The sequence below is a fragment of the Sphingomonas xanthus genome, assembly GCF_007998985.1.
Classification (GTDB): domain Bacteria; phylum Pseudomonadota; class Alphaproteobacteria; order Sphingomonadales; family Sphingomonadaceae; genus Sphingomicrobium; species Sphingomicrobium xanthum.
Map to the genome: position 1 here is coordinate 2098684 of NZ_CP041659.1, position 21609 is coordinate 2120292.

The window sequence follows — 21609 nt, forward strand, 5'->3', positions numbered from 1 at the left end:
TACTCCGGATCCCCCAGTGACGCCGCTCGGTGATTTATTATTTCGGCGCGCTATCAATGCGTCTGTCCATTACCTTGTTCCACTGAGGTCCCGATTTCCCTCTCGATCCAGCGCGCATATGAATCATCGATCCGCTCGATCGGCCAGACCATGATTGCCGGGACCTCGTAGCTGTGAAGCTCCGCGATTCTCACGATTAGCGCGTCGGCATGCGCGTCGGTGGTCTTGAACAGCGCCGGACATTCGGTCGCCTCTTCGATTGCACCCTCCCATCGGTATATGGACTGGCAGGGCCCAAGCACGTTGACGCAGGCCGCCAGCTTTTCCTCGACCATTAGCCTGCCGATGCGCTTTGCCTCCTCCGCGTCGGCGAAAACTGCATAGACCGAGACGATCATGACCGTTGCCCCGCTACATGGACTCCCCAGGCAACGCTGGCGACAAGGAGCGCACCTACCGCCTGGTGGAGCACCGCCAGGGCGATGTTCATCCCTGTCATGACCGTAGCGATGCCGAGCAGGACTTGGGTTCCAAAGACGATATGGATCGTTCGGGAGGCGCGCGCGCTGAGCGGCTTCAGCCTTCGCGCGAAGATGACCAGTGCCAGGACCAGCACGAAGGCCCACCAGCGGTGGAGGAAATGCAGCAGGAACGGGTCATGCGTCAGGGCAAAGCCGACGCCCTGGCTCCAGTCGATGCCGTCGGGAACCAGCCTCCCCTGCATCAGCGGCCAATCGCTGGCCACATAGCCCGCGTCCAGCCCCGCGACCCAGGCGCCAAGCAACAGTTGGACGAACAGGACGGCCGAGGTGATGGCGCCGGGACGGGTGATCCTGGCGAACCGCTTCTCGCCGGTCCTCGCCAACTGCCGCAGGTCAAGCGCGGTCCAGATCAGCGCGGCTATGATGAACAGCGCGAGCAAGAGGTGGGCTGACAGGCGAAAATGGCTGACGTCGGTCCGGTCAACGAGGCCCGACTGAACCATGAACCATCCAAGGAAACCCTGCGCAGCGCCAAGCAGCAGCAGGCCGGCCAGCCGACCGCCAAAGCCCTCGGGGATCGAGCGCCTGACCGCGAACCACAGGAGGGGGAGGGCGAAGGCAAGCCCGATCACCCGGCCGATCAGCCGGTGGAACCATTCCCAGAAGAATATGAATTTGAACGCCGCCAGGTCCATCCCGGCGGGACCGTTGATTTCGATATATTCGGGGGTCTGGCGGTAAAGGTCGAAGGCGCTCTGCCAATCGGCATCGGAAAGGGGCGGGATGGCGCCCTTGATCGGGTCCCAAACGGTGATGCTGAGCCCGCTTTCAGTGAGCCGGGTGATGCCGCCGACGACCACGGTCAGAAACACCAGCCCCGCGACGATGAACAGCCAGTTGGAGATGGCGACCGGTCGGATGGGGCGTGAAGCGGTTGTTGGCCTGTCGGCGATGGCTGAGTTCATGACGCGGCGCGATATGGAACGGCGGAGCCGGCTTGCCAACACCCGCGTCAAACGTGCAATGTGATGTTGTAACTTTAGATCGGGTACGTTATATCCTTCGCCATGTCGCCGCTTGCAGTTCCGACCCATCGCCTGGACCGGATGGCCATTGGCCTTTCCGGGCTTTGCGTCGTGCATTGCGTGGCAAGCGCGGTGCTTCTTGCCCTGCTAGCCAGTGCCGGGAGCATTGTCGGCGCCCACTGGATTCACGAAGTCGGCCTGTCGCTGGCGATGGTCATGGGCGTCATCGCGCTCGGCCGCGGGATCAGGGAGCATGGATTTGCGATGCCTAGCGCGATCGGCGGCCTTGGCCTTGGGGTCATGGCCGGCGCGCTGACTTTGCCCCATGACGGAAGCGAAGCGCTCTATACCGTGGTCGGGGTCGCGATCCTGGCGCTGGGCCATCGCCTCAACCACATTGCCAGTGAGTAGGTGATCGCCGCTTGCGGCTTTGCTCGGGCAGGCTTATCTTTTTTCCATGTCGGGACATTCTCACCAGCTTCATGAAGGTTCGTCGCTGCGCGACGCGGCAGCGCGGCGCATGGCGGAGCGGGGCGAGCAATGGACCGATATGCGGGCGGCAATCTTCGATGCGCTCGCCAGCTTCGACAAGCCGGCCTCCGCCTATGATATCGCCGAAGCGGTATCGGGCGCTCGAGGGAAGAGGGTTGCCGCCAACAGCGTCTATCGCATCCTCGACCTGTTCGTTGGCGCCAATCTGGCGCGACGGGTCGAGAGCGCTAACGCCTATGTCGCGAACCAGCATCCCGGCTGCCTTCACGATTGCATCTTCCTGATCTGCGACAATTGCGGGCAGGCGACCCACATAGACGACGACAAATTGTCCGGCGGCGTGCGTGATGCTGCCGAACATGCCGGATTCGCCGAGGTGCGGCCGGTCATCGAAGTGCGTGGCCGGTGCGGAGAATGCAGCTAAACGCTGGATAAGGTGCGGCTAACGGTTTAGGGCTAATTCCCTATGTCCGAACGTCCCGATACGCCGCTGCTCGACCAGGTTCATTTTCCCGCTGACATCCGGGCCTTGTCCAAGGACAAGTTGCGCCAACTGTCCGACGAACTCCGCTCCGAGATGATTTCCGCGGTTTCGACCTCGGGCGGGCACCTTGGATCGGGGCTTGGGGTGGTCGAGCTGACGGTCGCGATCCACCATGTCTTCGACACGCCCGACGACAAGCTGATCTGGGACGTTGGTCACCAATGCTACCCGCACAAGATCGTCACCGGCCGGCGCGACCGGATCCGCTCCATCCGCCAGGCAGGGGGGCTGAGCGGCTTCACCAAGCGGGCGGAAAGCGAATATGACCCCTTTGGCGCGGCGCACAGCTCAACCAGCATTTCCGCGGCGCTTGGCTTTGCGATATCCAATAAGCTCGCGGGTCAGCCCGGCCGGGCCATCGCGGTGATCGGCGACGGCGCGATGAGCGCCGGCATGGCCTATGAGGCGATGAACAACGCCGAGGCAGCGGGCAACCGACTGATCGTCATTCTCAACGATAATGACATGTCGATTGCGCCGCCGGTCGGCGCGCTTCGCAATTCGCTCGCGCGGCTTGTGAGTTCGGGCAAATATCTGACCCCGCGCGGCCTTGCCGCCAAGCTGGCACGCAAGATGCCGGATCCGGTGCAGCGCTGGGCCGAACAGACCGAGGAATATCTGCGAGGCTGGGTCACTGGCGGGACGTTGTTCGAGGAACTGGGCTTCTATTACGTCGGTCCGGTCGACGGCCATAACGTTGAAGCGCTCGTCGAAGTGCTGGAAAATGTCCGCGATGCCGACGTCGGCCCGATGCTGGTCCATGTCGTCACTCAGAAAGGCAAGGGCTATGGCCCGGCCGAGGACAGCGCCGACAAATATCATGGCGTCGTCAAGTTCGACATCGTATCGGGCAAGCAGGACAAGGGCCCGGGCGGCGGACCCCCGGCCTATACCGCGGTCTTCGCCGACGCCTTGAAGGCAGAGATGGAGCGCGACGAGAAGATCGTTGCGATCACGGCGGCAATGCCGTCGGGCACCGGTCTCGACAAGGTCCAGGCGACTTTCCCCGACCGCACCTTCGACGTCGGAATTGCCGAGCAGCATGCGGTCACCTTCGCCGCCGGCCTTGCTGCGCAAGGACACCGCCCGTTCTGCGCCATTTACTCGACCTTCTTGCAGCGCGCTTACGACCAGGTGGTCCATGACGTCGCCATCCAGAATTTGCCGGTTCGATTCGCGATGGATCGCGCCGGCTTGGTCGGGGCGGATGGCTGCACTCACGCCGGCAGCTTTGACCTGGCCTATCTATGCACCCTGCCGAACCTTGTGGTGATGGCGGCAGCCGACGAGGCCGAACTGGTCCATATGGTTCATACCATGGCGCTTTATGACGGCGGCCCGATCGCGGTGCGTTATCCCCGCGGAAATGGGCGCGGCGTGGACATGCCGACCAGCCCCGAACGGCTGGAGATAGGCAAGGGTCGTATCGTCCGCGAAGGCAAGAAGGTCGCAATCTTGTCGCTCGGCACCCGCCTCGAAGAGGCAGAAAAGGCCGCCGACATGCTCGAGGCCAAGGGCCTCTCAACGACCGTCGCCGATCTGCGCTTCGCGAAGCCGCTCGACGAGGAATTGATCCGCAAGTTGCTGACGACCCATGAGGTTGCGGTAACGGTCGAGGAGGCCGCGGTTGGGGGCTTTGGCGCGCACGTGCTCACGCTTGCCAGCGACGAGGGACTGATCGATGCCGGCCTGAAGCTTCGTACCATGCGCCTGCCCGACAGCTTCCAGGATCAGAACGCGCCCGCCAAACAATATGATGAGGCCCGGCTCAACGCGCCCCACATCGTCGAGACGGTCCTCAAGGCGTTGCGCCGTAACCATGTCGATGCTGACGCGGGAGCGATCGCCTGACACTCGCCGACTGGTTGCTTTACGGCCTGATCGGGCTGTTCATTCTATTTTTCCTGACCATGCCGATGTCGCGGCGGCGGCATCGCTGGCTATGGCGCAAGCGCGGGCAGGTCGATTTCGACCGGTTCGAGCGCGCCATGCGGAAATCGGGGGTGAGCCCGACAACCATTCGCTTCCTATGGCGCGAGCTGGAGCCCTTCTACCATGAGCCGCTGCGTCCGCTGCCCAAGGACCGGCTGGAATCGCAGATCATGATCGACCGGCCGGAGATCGAGGCGCTGATCCTCCATTTCTGGCGTTCGATGCGCGGACAGGATGCGCTGCCGTCCTTTTCCGCAGTCGGGCCCGATCCCACGGTGGCGCAGCTTGGCCGTCACCTCGACCTGATGGCCGGGTGGACCATCCGGAGTGCCGCATGACCGCCTGGAAGGTCTGGGCCAAGCGGATCCTGATCGCCGTCCTCCTACTGCTCGCCATCCTGTCGTTCCTTCCACTTTGGCAGACCGACCGGTGGTGGGTTCGTCAATGGGATTATCCGCGGCTTCAGGTCGCCTGCCTCCTCGCAGCGCTGATGTTCGGACTTTGGCTGCTCGAACACAGGCGCTCGCGCACATTCTGGGCGGTTACGATCGGCTCGGGTGCCGCCCTGGCATGGCAAGTCAGTCACTTCCTCGCCTATTTTCCGCTTTACCCCAAGGAGGTGGCGAGCGCCGCCAACTGTCCTACGGCGAGCCGGGTCAAGCTGCTCAATGCCAATGTCCTATTGACCAATGATCGCATGGGCCCATTGCTGCAGCAGATCGAACGCCATGATCCGGACATCGTGCTGGTCCTCGAAGCCAATGACGAATGGGTTCGCGGGCTGGCGGGACTGCGCAATCGCTATCCCTATTGGTTGGCGGAGCCGGTTCCCAATACCTACGGGATGCTCCTTCTGTCCCGCCTGCCGATGAACGGGGGCATCCGTCACCTGGTCCAGCCGGCGGTGCCTTCGGTCAGGGCTACCGTCACCATGGCCAATGGTCAGCAATTCATCCTTCATGGCGTTCATCCCGAACCGCCCTGGCCTGGCGACGATAGCGGCGAACGCGACGCGGAACTGGTGATGGTCGGGCGTGAGGTCAGGGACGAGGGCCAGGCTGCGGTCGTGCTCGGCGATCTCAACGATGTCGCTTGGTCGCGGACGTCCCGCCTGTTCCATGAAGTGGCCGGGACCAACGATCCGCGCGTTGGCCGGGGCTTCTATCCGACGTTCAACGCCAAATATCCGCTCTTGCGCTGGCCGTTGGACCATCTGTTCGTCTCGCCGCATTTCAAGCTCGTCGACATGGCCGTCCTTCCGGATATCGGCTCGGATCATTTCCCGGTCCTGTTCAGCCTGTGCCTGGTCGGCGACGCGGACCAGCGCAAAGTCAGTCGGACCGCGCCGGCCGGGACTGAGGCCGAGGCCAGCCAGGAACTGTCGAAGGGCTTGCAAGAACGAAGCGAAGAAGACCGTGGCCAATAGGTGCCGCGCAGACCTTCTGCTCGTCGAACGCGGGCTCGCCGAAAGCCGCACTCGGGCGCAGGCTCTGATTTTGGCCGGGAATGTGTTCCATGGCGACCGGCGGGTAGCCAAGGCAGGCGACCTGTTACCCGCGGATGGCGAATTGACGGTCAAGGGGCGTGACCATCCCTGGGTGTCGCGGGGCGGGGTCAAGCTCGACCATGGACTGAAGCACTTCGGCCTTGATGTGACGGGCGCTACCGCGCTCGATGTGGGCAGCTCGACGGGGGGCTTTACCGACGTGCTGCTTTCCAATGGCGCGACCAAGGTTTACGCGGTCGACGTCGGCACCAACCAGCTCGCCTGGAAGCTGCGCAGCGATCCCCGGGTCATCGTGATGGAACAGACCAATGCGCGGACCCTGTCGAGCGAGCTGATCCCCGAACCCGTCGACATTGTCGTGTGCGACGCAAGTTTCATTGCCCTGTCGAAGGTGCTCGACGCGGCGCTCGACCTTGCGCGTCCGGGCGCCTCGCTGATGGCGCTGGTCAAGCCGCAGTTCGAGGCCGGGCGAGACGAGGTCGGCAAGGGGGGAGTCGTACGGGACCCCGCCGTTCACGCCCGCGTTTGTGACGAAGCCGCGTCATGGGTCCGCAGCAAGGGGTGGCGCTTTCTGGGGGTTGAGACCAGTCCGATTACCGGGCCGGAGGGAAATGTCGAGTTTCTGCTCGGCGCGGTTAGGGAGGATTGAATGGCCAGCGCAGAACGGAACGACCGGGGATTGTGGCGAAAGGCCCTGGTGGCCGCGCCGGCCATTGTCATCGCCGGATCGCTGATCGGCGTTCTTTCGAACAGCGGGTTTGGCAACGATTGGTATGACCCGCTCGACAAACCCGCGTTCCAGCCTCCCGGATGGGCGTTCGGTGTGGTGTGGACCACGCTATATACGATGATGGGGATTGCGCTTGCGGCAGTACTCAACGAGCCCGAGACGCCCCTGCGCAAGACCGCGGTTTCGCTGTTCGCGGCGCAGCTGACACTCAATTTTGCATGGTCGCCGATCTTCTTCGGCTTCCACATGATTGACCTGGCGCTGGTCGTCATCCTGCTGATGCTGATCCTCGCGCTGACGACCGCGCGGCTTTTTCGGCAAATTCGTCCGGTGGCGGGGTGGCTGCTGCTTCCCTATCTTCTATGGTTGTGCCTGGCGACCGCCCTCAACTATGAGACAGGTCGCCTCAACCCCGGCGCGGACGCCGCGCCATTGGGCATTAGCGGAGCTTGATCGGATGCAATCTCAAAACCGAATGTTCGACGACCTCGTCAAGATGATGAACGGCGTCGCCGGGACCATGGCCGGCGTAGGCCGCGAGGCTGAAGCCTCCATGCGCGAGAAAATGCGCGAATGGGTCGGCGGGATGGACTTCGTCAGCCGCGACGAGTTCGAGGCGGTGAAGGCGATGGCTATCGCCGCGCGCGACGAGAATGAGGCGCTGAAGGCGCGCCTCGACGCGCTTGAGGGCGGCTCGGCACCGTCGAAACCGAAGCCGGCCCGCAAGCCCAAGCCGGGAGCCTGACCCTGAGCGACGTGGGCGACAGCGACGAGCGGGACGACGGCGCGCCGATCGAAATGCTCGAACAATATTTCGAAGCGCGCGGCTGGGCCTGCGAGCGAGCCGGCGAGGGCGAGATCATCGCTTCGGCGACCGGCAGCTGGGCGCAATATGAGCTTCGTGGCGTTTGGCGGCAGGACGACCAGGTCCTCCAGTTCCTGGCCTTTCCGGACATCAAGGTCGGCGCCGAGAAGCGCGCCGCCATCTATGAGGCGATCGGCCTTATCAACGAACAGCTTTGGCTGGGCCATTTCGAGCTATGGTCAGGTTCAGGACTGATCGTGTTTCGTCATGCGGCACTGGTCGGCGACAATGAGACGATGAGCTTTGAACAGGCCGAAGCGATCAGCGAAGCCGCAATCGAAGAGTGCGAGCGCTTCTATCCCGTATTCCAGTTCGTGCTTTGGGGCGGCAAGTCACCGACCGAAGCCATTTCTGCGGCGCTGATCGACACCGCCGGCGAAGCGTGACGTTATGAGCGGCGGTACCGGGTTTCCCGTTCCCACCTGGCTAATCGGGTGCGGCAACATGGCCGCGGCGATGGTCGGCGGTTGGAAAGCCGCCGGCCTCGGTTTCGACGCCGTGACGGTCGTTCGCCCGAGCGGCAGGCCGGTCGAGGGCATCAGGACCCAAGTCGACTATCCTGTCGGCGATCCGCCGAAACTGGTACTGCTCGGGGTCAAGCCGCAGAAGCTTGACGAGGTAGTACCCGCACTGGAACCGAGGACGGGTCCGGACACAATCATCATGTCGATGCTCGCGGGCGTTGCCGCAAATAGCCTCGCCGAACGGTTTCCGGCTGTTCGCGGCGTCGTCCGCATCATGCCGAACTTGCCGGTCCAGCAGCGCCAGGGCGTGACCGCGGTCTACGGCGCCGACGCGGCCACTGTCCGGGAAGTTTTGCCATTGATCGAGCTGCTCGGAATGGCTCCGGTTTGCGCCGAAGAACGCGAACTGTCGGTCATCGGCGCTGTTGCCGCCGCCGGTCCGGCCTATGTCGCCCGCTTTGCCGCGGCGATGGGGCTCGGCGGGGCCGGGCTCGGGCTGGATCCGCAACTGGCCGCGCAAGTCGCCGTTCAGACCCTGATCGGCACGGCTGCACTCGCCGACGACACCGGCGAATCGATGGCGGATATCGCCCGGCGCGTGGCCAGCCCCGCCGGAACGACAGAGCAGGGGCTTGCGGTGCTCGATGGTCCGGACGGCTTGCAACCACTGGTTGACCGTATGCTCGCCGCCGCGGTCCGCAGGGGCGAGGAACTTGCTGACGCCGCGCGACGGAATTGACCCTAGGCGGGGGGACGCCTAGTCGCGGGCCAAAATCTCGAGGGGAACATGATGGCCGATACCCGCAGCTTCGACGACCGCGATGGTTGGATCTGGATTGATGGGAAGCTGGTGCCGTGGCGCGAAGCCAATGTTCACGTCCTTACTCACGCCATGCACTATGCCTCGTCGGTGTTCGAAGGGCAGCGCGCTTATGGCGGCACGATTTTCAAGCTTAGCGATCATAGCGCGCGACTGCGCAAGTCGGCCGAGCTTCTCGGTTTCGAGCTTCCTTGGACCGTCGATGAGATCGATGCGGCCTGCAACGAGGTTCTGAAGGCTAATGGGCTGACCGACGCTTATATGCGTCCGGTTGCCTGGCGCGGGTCGGAACAGATGGGCGTATCGCCTAAGGGGACGAAGCCCCACCTCGCCATCGCCGCTTGGGAATGGGGCAAATATTTCAAGCCGGAGATCGCCGCGAAGGGCCTGCGCCTCGACATTGCGCCCTGGCGCCGGCCGGCACCCTATACGGCTCCGGTACATTCGAAGGCGGCGGGCCTCTACATGATCGCGACGCTGTCCAAGAAGCATGCGGATGATCGCGGCTATGACGACGCCTTGATGTTCGACTGGCGTGGCCAGGTAGCCGAGGCGACCGGTGCCAACACCTTTTTCATCAAGGATGGGCAGCTGCACACGCCGACGCCGGACTGCTTCCTCAATGGCATCACCCGTCAGACCGTAATGGACCTGGCCCGCCGGCGGGGGGTCGAGGTGATCGAACGCGCGATCTGGCCGGAGGAGTTGGAAGGTTTCGAACAGATGTTCATTACCGGAAGCGCAGCCGAGGTGACCTTTATCCGATCGGCAGGTCCGTGGAATTTCGAGATCGGCGATCTCTCTCGTCAACTGGCCAAGGACTATGACGATTTGGTCAATCGTCGTCTCAACACTTGACCTCGATCCGCATTCACTCTTTTTTCGCTTTCCCTGACTATTTCCGAAACTGCCGGAGCGTAGAGGGGCGGGGCGGGCCGAGAAGACGTGAGGGGAAATTCTGACAGTATGTCGTCGGAACGGCGCGGAGGGTCCCGTCGTCTAGGGTTGAGCAACATGCTTTCCCTGTCGCATCCCTCCGACCGTATCGGACGGGCTGTCCGCGAAGCCCAGATCGACGCTATACTTCGTCTCGTCCCGGCGACGGCGGGTATCCAGATTCTTACCGCCGGCGTAATGGTCGTAAGCCTGCGCGACACGATCGATAGTTTCCAGCTCGGGCTGTGGTTCAGCGTCGCCCTGCTCATTTGTTTCATGCGCGGGGCGCGCGCCATCCGTTTGCGGCAGGACCCGGATTATGCCCAGGCGCATCCGGCGCGCACTGGGATGATATGCTTCATCATCGTCCTGCTCGCTTCCCTTTGGCTGGTTCCGGCATTGTTCTGGTTCAATGCAGCTGGGCCTGAAGAGCGGCTGTTCATGTGCGTCACCATGGCTGCGCTGATCAGCGCGGGCAGCATGACGCTGGTTTCGCTGCCACAAGCGGCTCTGCTGTATATCCTGACGATCACGGTTGGATGCGCGGCGCTGACGATCCAAGTCCACAGCCCGACGATGTTTGCACTGGTGCTGGTCTATGCAGGGGTGCTGACGGCCAACATGCTTGGTTCCGCGCGGCAGTTCATTGCCCACACCCGCGATCGCATCGAGCTTCGGGAACAGGGCGAGATCATTACCTTGCTTCGGGAACTGGAAACCACCGGATCGGGCGGACTGTGGGAACTCGACGGCGACCTGTCCATCGTCAAGATGTCGCAGGAATTGCTCGACGCCATGGGGCTGCGCGAAGATCAGGTATTAAACCGTCACTATAGCAAATTGCTCGACCCTGCGGGGCAGATCCAGAACCTGTCGACGGGTATGCGCCGGCTGTTCCGTGACCTTGAGGAGGGCACGCCGTTTCGGGACCGGGCCATTCCTTCGGCGGAGGGCCAGCGCTGGTGGTCGCTGTCGGGCAAGCCAATCAAGGACCGGCAGGGCCGTTTAGTAGGATGGCGGGGAGTCGCTTCCGATATTACCGCTGCGCGATTATCGGGCAATGACTCGGTTCGCGCCGCGCGGACCGACCCGCTGACCGGCTTGGCCAACCGCCTGCTGATCCGGGAGCTGCTTGAAGAATCGGTGATGCAACGATGGGACGCACCGGTTGGCTGCGCGCTGTTCCTGGTCGACCTGGATCGCTTCAAGCTGGTGAATGACACGCTTGGCCATGCCATTGGAGATCAGCTGCTGGTCGAGGTTGGTCGGCGGCTCGAACAATCGGTGCGCGATGGCGGCCGGGTCGGGAGGATCGGCGGCGACGAATTCGCGGTTATCTGGACTGAGGAATGCGATCGCGATCGCCTGGCGGCCGTAGCGGGGCAGATTGTCGCCGACCTTTCGAGAAGCTTTACCGTCGGCGCTGCGACCCTTCATGTCGGAGCGACCATCGGGATCGCGGTCTATCCATTCGATGGCGAGATGGAGGAAGAATTGATGCGCAGCGCCGATCTGGCGCTGTATCGCGCGAAGGAAGCAGGCCGGGGAGGGCACGCCTTCTTTGAACGCTGTATGTTCGAGGAAGCCGAAGACAATCGCCTTCTCGAACAGGACGTTCGCCAAGCGCTCAATGGCGATGGGCTGACTTTAGCCTACCAGCCGATCATCGACGCAGCGACCGGCGCGGTCGTCGGCCGCGAAGCCTTGCTGCGCTGGCGACACCCCAAGCGCGGCGACATTCCTCCCGACCAATTTATCCCGATCATCGAAGATACCGGCCTCATCCACCAGATCGGCGACTGGGTGATCCGCGAGGCCTGCGCGGAGGCGGTGAAGTGGGGCGAAGAGTTGCGGGTCGCGGTAAATGTCTCGGCGGCCCAGCTAACTGGCGCGGGGCTGGCCAAGACGGTGCTTGGCGCGCTTGCGACCACCCGGCTTTCCCCTGATCGGCTGGAATTGGAAGTTACCGAGAGCGTTTTCCTGGGCGATGATGCCGCGACGCTGGCCTCGCTCGAGCGGCTACGGGCACTGGGCGTTAGGCTCGTGCTCGATGATTTCGGCAAGGGATACAGCAGTTTCGGCTATCTGAGCCGCGCGCAATTTGCCAAGATCAAGATCGACCAGAGCTTCGTTCGCGGGGCGGCCGAGGGCGCCCGCGATTGCCTGGCGATCGTCAAGGCCATCCTCGCGCTGGCCCGCGGCCTCGGCGTGGAAACGACTGCGGAAGGCGTCGAAACCGAGGAGCAGGCCCGGGCGATGCGCCGGCTGGGATGCGGCCAGCTGCAAGGCTTTCACTTTGGCCGGCCGGTGGAGGCCAGCCAGCTTTCTGACGACTTGAACGCGCCGTCGCGCCTTATTGCCTGACCCCCTTTTCATGGGCGGCGGAGCGGCTATAAGCCGCCCGACCCAGCCCTCCGGTTCAGGACGGGCGGCCCATGCTGGGGCGTCGCCAAGTGGTAAGGCACCGGTTTTTGGTACCGGCATTCGCAGGTTCGAATCCTGCCGCCCCAGCCAGCATCTCGCTTAAGCTATTGAAAAACTAGACGAACTCTCCGTCCCAGGCCGGCTTTTTGCAGGTCACGGTAGCCACTCGCCGTACCACGGCGGTGGCGGAACGAAGGAAACGTCCAATGGCCGCGATCCCCAACACGATGCGCCGCGGCGCAATTTACTGGTTCCGGCGTTCCCGCCGTTTGCCGGACGGTAAGATTCTTCGTCCAACGGTCTCGCTCAGGACGGCCCGATCGAGCATCGCCCGGTTGCGCGCGGCGATCCTCAGTGCCCAGCCGCGCCTTCATGTTGCAAGTTTGTTGCACGGAGCGGCCGAGATCAACGGGGAATCAGCCGAAAATCCAAGGAAAAAGCCACCCTAACCGATTGCAACACGGTTGCCGGGCTGGAAGATATAGAGACCGCCGTCACTTGCATGGCGTAAACCTCGCGCCTTAAATTCACTCTAAGTGAAGGAGTAGCAAATGGAATTACTCGGGGGTTAATCGGAAGACCCGATACTAAATCGGGAAATTGCCCGCATGGATTACGAGGCGAGTATGGATCGGGCCGCCAATCGCTTGGGGTTTCAGCAAGAGACGGGGCTTGCGGCGCTGAAATCAACGATGGTCTGCAATGGTGGAGCAATCCTCGCGCTCCTGACTTTCCTTGGCAACAAATCGGCGCAATACGACGCTTCCGAGTTGGAGTCTGCACTTACATTCTTTTTCTTTGGGGTACTTTTGACGTTAGGCGGATACATCGCAGGATACTTCTCACAAGTCATATTGATGGGGTTTGACATCGATGTGGCTTGGAACTTTCAGGATGATATGAAGGCGGAACCCAGAAGTCGCGATGTAAATAAGGCCGGGCTAGGAGGCGCCCTTTGTCTCGGATTGGCTGTCACTGCCGTAGTAGTAAGTATTCTCTGTTTCGGCTTGGGGGCCTTCGCCGCTCTTCGCGGTATACTTTAGAGGCCGGAGTTTCCTATAGGTGGCCCCAGGAGTAAAAGTAGCAACCAAATCTAGAGAAAAATGGTGCGCTCACTCTAGTCACTAGCCTGATCGTGAGGCTGGCGTCTGCGCTAGAACAGACGGGGGGGCAGCAGTCGTCACGGTATATTCCATCCGTTTCACCTCGCTGCCCTTCGGGGCCTGCGTCGGTGGCCTCGGCTGATATTGGAATTCGCCCCCGAAGTAACTTACGGTGAACCGCGATTCTCAGTTCAGTCCCAAGGCTTGTCCCATCCGAGCTGCCATCGTGGCCCAGGCAGTGCGCCGCTTGGCCAGCTGTCGACGCATATTGGCCAGAGTGTTCGCCCTGTATCGCTCATCAATTCTCGAGTCGTCGGCGAAATGCTCGAGAACGAGCGCAGGATCGTTGTTCATGATTAGGTGCGCCCGACGACCGCTTACGTCCGAACGGAGGTACTCGAAGAGTGTCTCGAGAATCTGGGTCGCATCACGGTGTTCGCCGTCGTCCAGCGTTTCCGATATATACTCTCGTAGAACGATTGAAGAGGCCTCGAGCTGGCGCTTTGAGGTGTCGTCTTTACGGCCAAGGCTAACAACGTTGCTTAGCCGGCTCTGCAAGCAGTGGAGGGGGTGCATGATCGGCACCCGGATCGTGTCAGTCCGTCCCTCAGCCAGTCTGACGTTGAGCACGAGTTCAACGGCCGCCTGTTCGAGCTTGTCATCCTTGACGCCTTTGACGTGGCCTAGAAAATCAATTTCGACCTTGAGGCCATTGATATTGGCCTCGACGATCGCCGTCTCTGGTGTGACGTTGTCCATTTCGGGAATACGGAGCTTGCCGTCGAGGGCGGTAGCGAGTTTCTTGGCGGCTTCAACGTGACCAAAGTAGTCGAGGTCCTTGGAGGTGTAGGGGCCGTAGTCGGCGAGCTCGGGATTGTAGCTGTATCGCTCGGCCCAGAGGTTCAGAGCCTGACCGCCAATAATGAAGGCGTGATCAGCTTCGAGTTCGAGGATTTGAGCTAGATCGTAGACGATCTCAGCAGGTAGAACAGTCTCGTTCAGGCAGGTATGCCCCGACGACGGACGGATGAGCTCACTATCTGCAGAGAAGAGAAGAAGCCGTTGCGGTTCCGCAGTTCCTCTCTGGAGATAGCTCCGGAGCGAAGCGCACGGTCGTCCAACTCGCGAGCGAGAGCTTTCTCGCGCTGGCGATCGGCCGGATTAAAGTAGTCTACCTGTAGCATGTAGCGTGCTCCGAGGCTTTCTATATGGTGACAACGCCTAATGGTCAATGAATGCTCCTTAGGAGTTTCCTTCAGAACCTCCTCAGCCGGGCTTTCCGAGTCACTCGGGCAAGCTGCCGGCAGCGTCGAGAACGAACGGCTAGAATCTCGATTTCGCGCTTTAAAGCGCGACAGTCCGTTCTCGGCCAGATCCTGCCCTGAATTAAGACTAGTAGCTTCTGTTTTTCGGTATCACTCCGCGTACCCCTCCGCGAGGATCGTCGACGTCACCCGCTCGTCGAGGGATTAGGTGTGTATGGCAGTGAAAGACGGTCTGTCCTGCTTCTGCCCCCACGTTCACGCCGATATTGAATGCGCTTACTCGCTCGTCGAGGTTCATGATCGCTTCCCGCTGAATAGCTGGACATTGTCGAGCCTGATTGACCGCTTTCGCTTCCTGTTTTTCGGCTGCGCGCTCGCTCTGTTCCCAGACGGTGCATGGGGCTCCAAATGGACGCGCCGGTTGGTTGCAGCAATTATCGCAGCCTTTGTCCTCGGGCTTGCCGAGGCGATCGGTATTTCTTCGACCAGCTTGTACCTTCCGATCGCAATAGGGTGCATCCTCGCGACACTGGCAGCCTTGACCGTCAAGTATCGATTGTTGGGTCCTGGTACGCAGAAGCAGCAACTCAAATGGGTCATGCTCGGCCTGGTCTGCGGGATTGGGTTGATCCTTTCAGCACGAGCAGGAGCCTTGCTCAAGCAGTCCGCCCAGAGCGCACCGTTCAGTGCAATTGTGATTGAGGGATTGTTCCAGTTCGGCATCGTGGTCGTCGCCCTGGGATTCCTGACGTCGCTTCTGCGATTTCGATTGTACGACGCCGAGGCAGCTATCAGTCGTTCGGCTGTCTACGCCACAATGACACTGACGCTGGTCGGTACCTTTGCTGCGTCCGAAACCCTGGTTGAGCTGGCTGGCGAGCACCTGTTTGGCATGGCTATAGGTAACATATCCGGCGCAGCTGCAGCTGGGGTCGCTGCAATGATGCTGACACCTTTGCACGGCCGGATCAGCGATTGGGCCGAGCGGCAATTCCAGAACGATCTTGTCATGCTCAAGCAAGATCTGCCTGACTTGCTGGCGAGCCTGTCTTCGGGTTGTTCGGTCAAGCAGCTTGCTTCAAATGTCCTGCCCCGGATTGAGCAGGCGGTTCAGTCCACCTGCATTGCCTTGCTCATCGATGGGAAACTGGCGGGGATACAAGGTGTCTCCATGAGCTCAGCGCGCCGGTTCCTGAAGGAATGGCAGTCGCCAGAAACGACCGAGGAGTTCCTTCGCTGCGACCACGAGAGGTTTCCGCTTCGGCTTGCGCTTCGCTGTCCGCTGGGATTGGTGCGCGGCTGGTTATTGCTCGGGTCTAGGCCAGACGGCAGCTTCTATGGGCGCGATGACGTCGATGCACTGCTCGAAGTCCTTCCCTTGCTGCAGCGTAGCGTATTTCATGTTGCGCAACGCGAGAAAGAAGGCCGGCGCCGCCAACAACTCGATAGGCAGATCATGACAATGATGAGATCGCTCAGTGAGCGGCTGTCGAAGCTTGAGTGCGCTTTGGACCATCACTCCACCAGGACATCGGCGGCGACGCCTCGATGAGCGACTAGCTCACGGCTTGCTGCACTTTGTCGACCCATTCGGGGAAAAACAACGGGGCCCGGATGGACCAGCCGGGGGCGGCGGCATCGTGGACAGGAATGGATTGAAGAAGTTGCTTGCGCATATCGGGATGGATGCCTGGTAGCGCAGCTGCGGCACAAAATGCACTGACCAGCCAAGGCCGTACCGCCGGTCCGATCAACCGCTCATATAAGAACCTGTAGGCTTCGAAATCGGAAATCTTGTCGTCGGCCAGATCGCCTGCGGACAAGGTTATTAGTGGGGCCAAGAAGCACTCGGCTGCCTCTGCGTTATCGTCGTCCGGGATACAGGAACGGATCAGCTCGATCATCCTGTAGCGTCGAGTTTGTTGCTCGATCCTCGACATTTCGGTCGCATTCCGCGCCCAATGCCCAACCGCATTTCCGCGGCGCAAGCCGATGTCGAGTGACCTGCGGATGTACCGCTGGTCCGCTGCGCTGAAGCGGGCGAAAGCTTTCAATTCGCCAAGCATCTGAGTGGATTGTTTCCGGTCCATGTCGGTCCTCGGTTGGAGTTGGTTGGACCTTCTTGTTTTCGATGAACCGACGATCTCTTTCCAATGCCGATCCCTCATCAGTTTCATAAGTTCCGGTCGAGATTTGATCCCTCGACGGGCGGGGGGGCGTGCCCAAGGCGAACCATTCGACACCCCGCAGAGAGTTTTTATCGAGGCAGATCCGGATCGCCTCCGTCCTGACAACTGAACCCTCCGTCCGGGGGGTGAAAAAGCGACAATGAAACAGAGGATTTCCATGCACCTTCCCTTGCTTGCGTCCGAACTTCCCGCAGCCGGTCGGATCGTTTCCGTGAAACGCAGGGCGAAGTTGCTGGGGGCAGGGGCGTCGTTGCTGGCACTGGGATTCGTCAATCTCGGCCAGGCCCAAGCAGCCAATGTTGCGGGAATATCCCAGGCAGACGAGGAATCTATCGCCCTGGACCTGCGGGGTTTCGGCGCGACGTCGGGCGCCGCGGCGGGTTCAGGGCAGGCGCAGCGCCCTGGCCAGCAAGCGGTTGGCACGCAGGCGCTGGTCGAACTCGACAATAGCGAGACCATGGAATTTCTGGCCTCGGTTGAAACCGCGGCAAGCGATTTCGCGATTGGCTCGACCGTGATGTCGGGCGTGATCCAGCAGGTCGCGACGGGCACGGCGTCGGGAACGGGCACGGCCAAGATCAACAATAGCGGCGAAATCCTGATCGGAATCTCGGCCGATGTCGCGGCCGGCTCGACCGCCCTTGCGCTCGCCGGCATCGACATCGGGATCACCCAGTCGGCTTTCGGCGGCGAAGGCGCTTCGGTGACGATGGCCAACAGCGGTTCCATCGCCATGGTCGCGGAAGCCGAAGCGCTGGCCGCGGGCGGTGGCGTGACCGATTTTGCAAGCGCGCAGGCCTATGTTTTCGGAATCCATGCTTTTGCCTCCGCGACCGGGACGGCTGGCAATGCCAGCGTCGACCTGTCGAATCTGGGTACGATCGAGATTGATGCCGTCGCCCACGCGACTGGCAGCGGATATGCGAGAGCCGCCGCCTCCGCGGCGCAAGGCATGGTCGGCACCGCGATGACCGCGGGCAGCGGCCCGGCAGCAGTATCACTGACCAATGTCGGCGAGCTTTCCCTCGTCGGGCAGGCCGACGCGACGGGCGGCTACACTGGCCACGCGACGGCGATCGCCGCGCACGGGATGATTGCCTTGGCTGGCGGGCATGGCGACGCGACCGCCGAAATCGCCAATAGCGGCGACCTTACCCTCCTCGCCGACGCGGATGTTAGCGCAGGCACCAACGCCTATGCGGTCGCTATCGCGATCGGAGCGATCAAGGCCACTGCCCATGGCGGCATCGGCAGCGCGCTCTCCAGCGTCACCAATAGCGCGGATATTGCGCTGATCGCCAACGCCGAAGCCGAAGCGCTCAATGCCCAGGCCTTCGCCATTGTCGGGGGCACCTTCGGAAGTGGCGCAGTCTACCAATCTGCGCACAGCTATGGGGGCGATGCGTCGGCAATCGCCGACAATAGTGGCAGCATCAGCGTGGTCGCCAACGCCCTGGCGAATGGCGATGTCGTCGCCAGCGCCAGCGCAGTAGGCGGACCAGGTTTCAACCAGTTCGCCTTTGCCACCGAGGGAGATGCTCGCGCTAACTTCGCGAATAGCGGTTCGATGGAATTCGTGGCCCAGGCCGAAGCCAATGGCGCCAACAGCGCCTTTGCCGACGCCATTTTCTATAACGCGGTGGGGCAATTCGCGAATGCCAATGGCGGCGCGGGCCAAGGCATCGCCGACCTGGCCAACACCGGCTCTATCTCGGTCGGCGTTTTCGCGGAAAGCCATGGCGTGACCTGGGGTGAGGCCCTGGCCATCGGCAATCGCGCGGTCGTCCAAGGGGTGCTTACCGTGGGCAACGACGCCATCGGGCACCTCGACAATGATGGTTCGATCGAAGTGAATGTCGCGGCCTTGGCCGAAGGATCGGTCGCAGAGGCCACCGCCATGCTGCAAACGGGAATCGTTCAGGAACTGGGCTCGATCGGCAGCGGCGAGGCCTATGGTGAACTGACCAACAATGGCTCCATCGATTTCAACCTGATTGCCTCGGCCAACTCGCTCGACGGTCATGGCCATGCAGAAGTCGAACTTGAAGGCGGGATCGTTCAATATGTCGGGGCGGGGTCGAGCCAATATGTTTATGGGACCACCGGGGGCCTGACCCAAATCACGCAAGACATCTATCCCACAGGTCCGGCCACTGCCCAATTCACTAACAGCGGCAGCGTGGACATCACGGCGGCAGCGATCGGCCATGGCGGCACGATGGCCATCGCCGAACTAACTGGGCTCGCCATCGACCAGTTTGCCCGTGGCAGCGACGCCGAGGCATCCTTCGACAATGAGGGTACGGTCGAGATCCAGGCACTGGCACTGGCTGAAGGCGCAGGCGATGCGCGGGCGGAAGCCAGCCTGACCGGTCTGGTCCAGAGTGCAGCGGCGCTCGAGACTACCGTCCACATCACCGCGACGACCAACTGGGGCCAAGTCACGGACTCGGTAGTGACGCCGGTCGGCACCGGCACCGTGTCGCTCACCAACAGCGGATCGTTCGAGATTGCCGGACTGGCGAGCGCCGAGGGCGGGAGCGGCGATGCAAGTGCTGCGATGCGGGTGCAGGGCGTGGCGCAGTCGGTTGCCGCGCTGAATGCCCGTGCGGAATTCACCAATGATGGCGAGTTTATCGTGACGGCCAAGGCCGAAGCGGTCGCTGGCGGAGCGGCGAATGCGACTGCTGAAGCGACCGGCTATGCCGCTTCGGGACCGTTCGACCACGCGGTCGATGTTCTCAATAACGGCGACTTCACGGTCGTGGCCGACGCATTGGCGGACGGCGGGACCGGCACGGCTTTCGCCAGGGCTGTGGGCATCGCGGCGGCGGGCACCGGCCTTCTGTCGGGCGACATCGCCAATAGCGTTGATCTGCTGGTTCGCGCCAACGCTGCGGGCGGGTCTGCCTTGGCCGAGGCGACTGGTATCCAGGTCGGCGTCAATGCTGACGGCCTCAATATCGTCAATTCCGGCGTGTTGGCGGTTTTCGCGGCCACCGATGGCGGGGACGGCAAGGCTACGGGGATCGGCGTTGTCGACACTGGCCAGGGCGGACCGGGAACGGTCACCGTCACCAATGACGGCGGCCTGATCACGGCGAGGGTCAGCGCCGACAGCGGCGCGACCTGGTCGCGCGGCACCGCGATCGACCTCAGCGCGGGTTCCAGCGCCTCGGTGATCAACCTCGTTGGCGATGGCGGCATCAGCGGGAATATCAACCTAGCCGCTGGCCAGACGATCAACGTCACGGGCGGGGAGACCTGGTTCGACGGGATCATCAACGCGGAATGCGCCTTGGCAGTCTGCGGCGAAGGCAGGCTGAACATCGGCAATGGCGGAACCTTGTTCCTTCGCCACGCCAGCGCGATCGACGGTCCGTCGGGAGCCTATCTTGAGCAGCTCGACATCACGGCCGGCGGGACCATCGTATTTGAACTACCGACCGGAGCGGATCCAGAGTCTGCCTATCCGCAAATCTTCGCCGATGTGGCCAATCTCGACGGGACTTTGCTGGTGCGCTCGCAGGCCGGCCTCTACGATGACTCATACCTGTTCGAAAACGTCATCGACGCCGACGTCCGAAACGGACAGTTCGACCATTGCGGGATCGACGGGGATCCTGCGCTGCTGTCGCTCAGCTGCGTTTATGACAGCCAGGGTAATGTCGACCTCAAGCTCGATCGCGTCGCGTTCGATGCGGTTGCCGGGCTGACACGCAACCAGCGTGCCGTGGGTTCGGGTATTGAGGCGGTTTACGACCTGGATCTCGAAGGCGATTTCGGCGAAATGGTAGGCCAGCTCTTCACTTTTGATGAGGATGGCTATCGCCGCGCGGTCGACCAGCTGACCGGCTCCTCGCACGCCGCATATATGCAGTCATTCAATGCCATTGGCGTTCAGCAGAATGACCTCATCGACCGCGCGGTTGGATGCGAGCTCCCGATGAGCGAACTTTCGTCACTGGCGTGCCGCACAAGCAAGGTCAGCATGTGGGGTCAGATCGATTTCGCCAATCGGCGTAGTGACGGCGACGCGGAAGCTGGCGCCTATGATTCTGATCGCTGGATGGCTGCGGTCGGCGCCGACGCGCAAGTCGGCGAGGACATGGTCGCGGGGATCAGCCTGACCAAGGTCACCAACCGTCTCGACTTCCACGACGGCGGCCGGTGGAAGGCAGACGGCTACCAGCTCGGCGCCTATGGGGTCATTGATCGCGGCCAATTCTACGCCAAGGCGATGACGTCTTATGGCTGGTTCAACGGCCACAGCCGGCGTTTCGTCGACTGGTCGTCCTCGGGCGGTAGCCTGGCCGGCATGCTGACAGGCGAGCCTGACGCCCGCTTGTGGACGCTCGGCGCGCGTTTCGGATATCGGGTGCCGCTGGGCGGCGCTTCGCAGCTGACGCCGTTCATCAACATCGACCACAGCAGTGCGACGTTGAAGGGCTTCACCGAAGCCGGCTTGCCGGTGGCCGCCCTGCGCGTCGAGAAATCGACATCGTCGCGCACCGCGGTGACTGTCGGCACCAAATGGGCCGGTGATGTTGGCGGCGCAGTGCCGCAGCTTGAGCTGGGTTACCGCCGCCTGTTCGGTGATCGTCGCGCGACGTTCGATGCGGCCTTTGCAGATGCCCCGGGCAGTGACTTCTCGATCGTCTCGGCGCTTGAAAAGCGCGGCGCGCTACTGGCTGGGGCCAGCCTCGGCGGAAAGGTCGGACTGGTCGATGTCCGTGTCGGATACCAGGGCCTGTTTGATGCCGTGAACAATTCGCACAGCGCCAACTTCCGCCTGACCCTGCCGCTGGGTGGGAAGTGACGCCGGGTGCGA

Annotated in this window: 21 protein-coding genes and 1 tRNA gene; 17 read left to right on the top strand and 5 right to left on the bottom strand. The window is 62.1% G+C overall.

From position 1 onward, the window contains the following. Positions 1-53 precede the first annotated feature (53 nt). Complete coding sequence (gene cutA, locus FMM02_RS10575; RefSeq protein ID WP_147494804.1) at positions 54-398, bottom strand: divalent-cation tolerance protein CutA; 345 nt, start codon at positions 396-398, stop codon at positions 54-56. Further along, complete coding sequence (locus FMM02_RS10580; protein WP_147494805.1) at positions 395-1447, bottom strand: COX15/CtaA family protein; 1053 nt, start codon at positions 1445-1447, stop codon at positions 395-397. The genes cutA and FMM02_RS10580 overlap by 4 nt, the downstream gene beginning before the upstream one ends. 102 nt (positions 1448-1549) lie before the next feature. Here FMM02_RS10580 and FMM02_RS10585 point away from each other — a divergent pair, with 102 nt between their 5' ends. The 15 genes from FMM02_RS10585 to FMM02_RS10655 all read left to right on the top strand — a co-directional run bounded on the left by FMM02_RS10585 (position 1550) and on the right by FMM02_RS10655 (position 13264). Next, entirely contained in the window at positions 1550-1918 is a 369-nt protein-coding gene (locus FMM02_RS10585; RefSeq protein WP_147494806.1) for a MerC domain-containing protein, read from the top strand. 46 nt (positions 1919-1964) lie between these two features. After that, positions 1965-2423, top strand: a complete 459-nt coding sequence (locus FMM02_RS10590) for a Fur family transcriptional regulator (protein ID WP_147494807.1) — start codon at positions 1965-1967, stop codon at positions 2421-2423. Between the two features lie 42 nt (positions 2424-2465). Next, positions 2466-4394: a 1-deoxy-D-xylulose-5-phosphate synthase gene (dxs, locus tag FMM02_RS10595; protein ID WP_147494808.1), complete on the top strand. Its 1929-nt coding sequence runs from the start codon at positions 2466-2468 to the stop codon at positions 4392-4394. A 14-nt stretch (positions 4395-4408) separates the two neighbouring features. Then, on the top strand, positions 4409-4813 hold the full coding sequence (locus FMM02_RS10600; RefSeq protein WP_147494809.1) for a hypothetical protein: 405 nt from the start codon (positions 4409-4411) through the stop codon (positions 4811-4813). Beyond that, positions 4810-5901, top strand: coding sequence for an endonuclease/exonuclease/phosphatase family protein (locus FMM02_RS10605; RefSeq protein WP_147494810.1), 1092 nt, complete (start codon positions 4810-4812; stop codon positions 5899-5901). The genes FMM02_RS10600 and FMM02_RS10605 overlap by 4 nt, the downstream gene beginning before the upstream one ends. After that, the gene (locus FMM02_RS10610; RefSeq protein WP_147494811.1) at positions 5891-6631 is read left to right on the top strand and encodes a TlyA family RNA methyltransferase; all 741 of its coding nucleotides are present in this window, start codon (positions 5891-5893) and stop codon (positions 6629-6631) included. Before FMM02_RS10605 ends, FMM02_RS10610 begins: the two co-directional genes overlap by 11 nt. After that, on the top strand, positions 6632-7165 hold the full coding sequence (locus FMM02_RS10615; protein ID WP_147494812.1) for a TspO/MBR family protein: 534 nt from the start codon (positions 6632-6634) through the stop codon (positions 7163-7165). A gap of 4 nt (positions 7166-7169) precedes the next feature. Beyond that, a complete protein-coding gene (locus FMM02_RS10620; RefSeq protein ID WP_147494813.1) occupies positions 7170-7457 on the top strand; it encodes an accessory factor UbiK family protein in 288 nt (95 codons plus the stop codon). Between the two features lie 11 nt (positions 7458-7468). Then, on the top strand, positions 7469-7963 hold the full coding sequence (locus tag FMM02_RS10625) for a type III secretion system chaperone family protein (protein ID WP_147494814.1): 495 nt from the start codon (positions 7469-7471) through the stop codon (positions 7961-7963). A 4-nt stretch (positions 7964-7967) separates the two neighbouring features. Further along, complete coding sequence (locus tag FMM02_RS10630; protein WP_147494815.1) at positions 7968-8780, top strand: pyrroline-5-carboxylate reductase family protein; 813 nt, start codon at positions 7968-7970, stop codon at positions 8778-8780. Between the two features lie 48 nt (positions 8781-8828). Then, complete coding sequence (locus FMM02_RS10635; protein ID WP_246104776.1) at positions 8829-9719, top strand: branched-chain amino acid aminotransferase; 891 nt, start codon at positions 8829-8831, stop codon at positions 9717-9719. A gap of 156 nt (positions 9720-9875) precedes the next feature. Further along, the gene (locus FMM02_RS10640) at positions 9876-12161 is read left to right on the top strand and encodes a putative bifunctional diguanylate cyclase/phosphodiesterase (protein WP_187107772.1); all 2286 of its coding nucleotides are present in this window, start codon (positions 9876-9878) and stop codon (positions 12159-12161) included. Positions 12162-12236: 75 nt separating this feature from the next. Beyond that, positions 12237-12311: transfer RNA gene (locus tag FMM02_RS10645), tRNA-Gln, on the top strand. A 116-nt stretch (positions 12312-12427) separates the two neighbouring features. After that, complete coding sequence (locus tag FMM02_RS10650) at positions 12428-12670, top strand: hypothetical protein (RefSeq protein WP_147494817.1); 243 nt, start codon at positions 12428-12430, stop codon at positions 12668-12670. Positions 12671-12829: 159 nt separating this feature from the next. Further along, the gene (locus tag FMM02_RS10655) at positions 12830-13264 is read left to right on the top strand and encodes a hypothetical protein (protein ID WP_147494818.1); all 435 of its coding nucleotides are present in this window, start codon (positions 12830-12832) and stop codon (positions 13262-13264) included. Positions 13265-13510: 246 nt separating this feature from the next. Here FMM02_RS10655 and FMM02_RS10660 read toward each other — a convergent pair whose 3' ends face one another. Beyond that, positions 13511-14083 carry a hypothetical protein gene (locus FMM02_RS10660; protein ID WP_147494819.1) on the bottom strand — a complete coding sequence of 191 codons (573 nt, stop codon included), beginning with the start codon at positions 14081-14083 and terminating at the stop codon, positions 13511-13513. Positions 14084-14716: 633 nt separating this feature from the next. After that, positions 14717-14848, bottom strand: coding sequence for an HIT family protein (locus tag FMM02_RS11490; protein WP_425473687.1), 132 nt, complete (start codon positions 14846-14848; stop codon positions 14717-14719). Here FMM02_RS11490 and FMM02_RS10670 point away from each other — a divergent pair. Continuing rightward, positions 14804-16141, top strand: a complete 1338-nt coding sequence (locus tag FMM02_RS10670; protein ID WP_187107875.1) for a hypothetical protein — start codon at positions 14804-14806, stop codon at positions 16139-16141. The genes FMM02_RS11490 and FMM02_RS10670 overlap by 45 nt on opposite strands. A 4-nt stretch (positions 16142-16145) precedes the next feature. Here FMM02_RS10670 and FMM02_RS10675 read toward each other — a convergent pair whose 3' ends face one another. Further along, positions 16146-16679, bottom strand: a complete 534-nt coding sequence (locus FMM02_RS10675) for a hypothetical protein (RefSeq protein ID WP_147494822.1) — start codon at positions 16677-16679, stop codon at positions 16146-16148. Between the two features lie 310 nt (positions 16680-16989). On the opposite strand from FMM02_RS10675, the gene FMM02_RS10680 reads away from it, so the two are divergent. Next, the gene (locus tag FMM02_RS10680; RefSeq protein WP_187107773.1) at positions 16990-21597 is read left to right on the top strand and encodes an autotransporter outer membrane beta-barrel domain-containing protein; all 4608 of its coding nucleotides are present in this window, start codon (positions 16990-16992) and stop codon (positions 21595-21597) included. Positions 21598-21609: the final 12 nt, after the last annotated feature.